Origin of the sequence: Streptomyces sp. TRM64462, assembly GCF_013362995.1 — a bacterium.
Lineage (GTDB): Bacteria > Actinomycetota > Actinomycetes > Streptomycetales > Streptomycetaceae > Streptomyces.
The window spans coordinates 1-3,199 of record NZ_JABWDV010000337.1 but is presented as its reverse complement, the minus strand read 5'-3'; the positions used below and the strand labels follow the sequence as shown (position 1 = coordinate 3,199).

The following is a 3,199-nucleotide window of genomic DNA, read 5'->3' as shown; positions in this document are numbered from 1 at the left end:
GTCGATGATCGGGTCGGCTGAGATGAAGCGGCCGGTCGATGCGTCGTATTCGCGGGCGCCGATGTGGGTGAGGCCGGTGGCCGGGTCGTCGATGCCGGTGCCGAGGAACGTGCGGCGGTCGGCCCAGTTGGCCGGCTCCGTGCCGCGCGGGGTGCCGTACGGGTCGAACTTGCGGCGGATGATGGCCTGGCCGGCCGTCTGCTCGATCGCGTTCGTCGCCGTGTTGTGGTGGTCCGCCTGAAGGACCGTGATCTTGTGGTCCGTCGTCTTGCCGCCCGTCGAGCGCACCGTCGTCGGTGCGCCCGGGTGGGTGTAGTAGCGGCGGGCGTCCAGGGCCTGGCCCGACGTGTTGACGACGATCTCCGCCTCGCCCAGGTACAGCGTGCGCGTCGTGCCGTCGTCCTCCAACAGGCGGTTGCCGCCCGCGTCGTACAGGTACTTCACGTCCGGCGTGCCGTCGTTGTTCGCGTCGACCGACGTCAGCTTGTTGCGGCGGTCCCAGTTCAGCGCCTGGGTGTCGCCGTTCAGGACGCGCTGCGTCGTGTTGCCGGACGCGTCGTACGCGTACGTCGACTGGGACGTGACCCCGGTGGTCGATGTCCCTACCGTCGAGGCCACCTTGGTGAGCGTGTGCGGTTGGACCCCTGGGGCCTCGCCGTACGTGTACGTGTGGACTTCGTCCAGCGCCGGGTCGGCCAGGTCATGGGCCGTCATCCGCGTACGGTTGCCGATCGCGTCGAACTCGTACGAGTGCCAGTAGCCCGCCCCGTCGATGCTCGGGGAGACCTCCGTGCGTTCCGGGCCCGCGCCCTGTGCGCCGGATGTCCTCGGGCAGCCGTCCGTCTTCCCCGTCCAGGCGTGTGCCAGGCGGCCCATCGGGTCGTAGGCGAAGCACTGGCGGTCGACACGGACGGAGGACTGCGTGTCCGTGATGGACGTGATGTTGCCGACCGTGTCGTAGGCGTACGTCAGCGCCGAGATCCGTGTCGGGTTGGCCGTCTGGCGGTCGGTGACGGACAGGTTGATGCGACCCGTGTTCTCGTCGTAGATGTTCGTCGTCCACACGCGGCGCGGCGCCTCGCCCGACGCGGTGCGCAGGACCTGGCCGAAGGAGTTGAGCACCGTGTCCGCGGTGTACCAGAGCAGTCCGGACGTCGTCGTCGGCGAGCCCTCGCCGTCGTAGCGCGTGATGACCTTCTCCGCCGCCAGGCCGCCCGGCGTGGCCGGGAGGTCCGTGGACTGGAGTCTGCCTGTCTGCGTGTACGTGTAGGTGTAGGCGTACGTGCCGGCCAGGCCCGTGGTCTGGGGTGTGGACGGGATGGTGATCTTCGTGCCGGTCGCGCGGTACTCCGTGTCGTAGCCGGTGATCTCCGACGTGTACGCGGCACCGTCGTTGTACCGGGTCGACGTCGCCGGGTGGCCCTTGGCGCCCGGCAGGGTGTCGTACGTCCACTTCGCGACGAGCGGGCCCGTCGACGAGTCCTCGCGCAGTTCCGTCTGGCGGCCCAGGACGTCGTACGACGTGTACTGGATCCTGCCCTGCGCGTCCTTCGACCAGATCCGCTGGTCCAGCTCGTCGTAGCCGAAGGAGGCCGCGCCCATGTCCGGGTCGGTGGACGAGATCAGGCGGCCGCGGACGTCGTACGTGTACGTCCACGTGTTGCCCTGCGCGTCCTCGACCTGGGAGAGCTTGCCGCTCGGGTCGTACGCGTACGTCGTGTCGATGCTCGTCGTCAGGTCCGTGGCCGAGTAGTGCTGGATCCGGGACGTACGGCCCAGGGCGTCCGTCCACGTCTTCGCCGCGCGGCTGCCCGACAGCGGGGTGAGCCCGTCGACGGACATGCCCGTGCGGGTCAGCGTCCAGTCGCCCTCATAGCGCGCCGTCGTGGTGTGCTGCGCCACGTCCTCGTACAGCGTGGTCGTACGGACCGGGCGGCCGAGGCCGTCGTACGCGGTCTCCGTGGAGTTCGGGACCTGGAAGACGCTCTCCGGGAAGAACAGCAGTTCCTCCGGCTCGCCCTCCGCTAGGTAGGCGTTGTTCGTCTGGCGGACCGTGCCGCTGGAGTTGTAGAGCGTATCGGTGACGATGCGGCCGCCGCCGAACGCCTCCGTCTGCGTCTGGCGCGGGCGCAGCAGGCTGTCGTACAGGGCGACCGCGTCCTCGTACGTGCCGTTGTCGCGCAGGGTGCGCGTCCGGACCGCCGGGATCTTGTTGTCCTGGATCTGGTACTCGAAGCGCGCCGAAGCGGAGTCCGTGCCCTGTGTGCGGGACGGTGACCAGACCGCGGTGACGCGGCCCAGCTCGTCGTACGTGCTGGTGGTCTTGCGACCGTTGGTGTCCGTGACGGTGAGTGCCGTGCCGCGTGCCGGGTCCACGGCCGCGGTGGTGGAGTGGCCGGCCGCGTTCGTCGTGGTGGTCTCGAAGGCCGGGCCCGTCAGAGGGCTGTAGGTGACCGTGGCCGAGTTGCCTTGCGGGTCCATGACCTTGATGGGGCGGCCGTGGAGGTCGTACGTCGTGCGCTGCGCGGTGACCCAGTACATGCCGTCGCCGTCGATCGTGTCGACCTGGTGGGGCAGGCCCTTGACCGGCGCCGTGCCGAAGGCGGCGAGGGCGTCGTACGACGTGCGGGTGTCCGCGATGACCTGGGTGCCGGTCGCCGTACCCGCTGCCGCGCAGGTGCCGACCGTGGTGCGGACGCGCTGCGGCAGACCGATCAGGTGCGTGGCCGTGTTGTGGACGTACGACGTGGTCGTGCACTTCTCGTCGCCCGTCGTGAAGCCGCCCGTGCCGTTCGGCGTCAGGGTGAGGGTCGCGGCGGTGAGCGGGAGGCCGTACGTGTCGTCGTACGTCATGGTGGTGCGGCCGGTGCGGGTCCTGCCGCCGCTGATCGACTGGACCGACTCACTGCGGGCCGTGGCCGTGCGGTACGCCTTCAGGTCCGGGAGGCCGGGGCGTGCGCGGGACGCCGTCTCCTTCACGTACGGCCAGGACAGCTCGCGGGACGCGACGCCGCCGCCCGCCTTCGTGTACGTGAGAGTCTCGGCGACCGTGCCCTGGAGCGGCGCGACGTCCTCGCCCAGCGTCTCCGTGCCCGTCGAGTCGTTGACCGTGATCGTGGCGCGGCCGGCGTCGCCGGACATGCCGCGGAAGTAGCGGGTGCGGGTCTGGGACTGTTCGGTGGCGTCCGTGGCGGTGGGG

1 pseudogene is annotated in these 3,199 nt (G+C 70.2%); it reads right to left on the bottom strand.

Going from position 1 to position 3,199, the window contains the following annotated elements:
• A pseudogene (locus HTZ82_RS17410) lies at positions 1 to 3,199 on the bottom strand (RHS repeat protein); the annotation flags it as partial.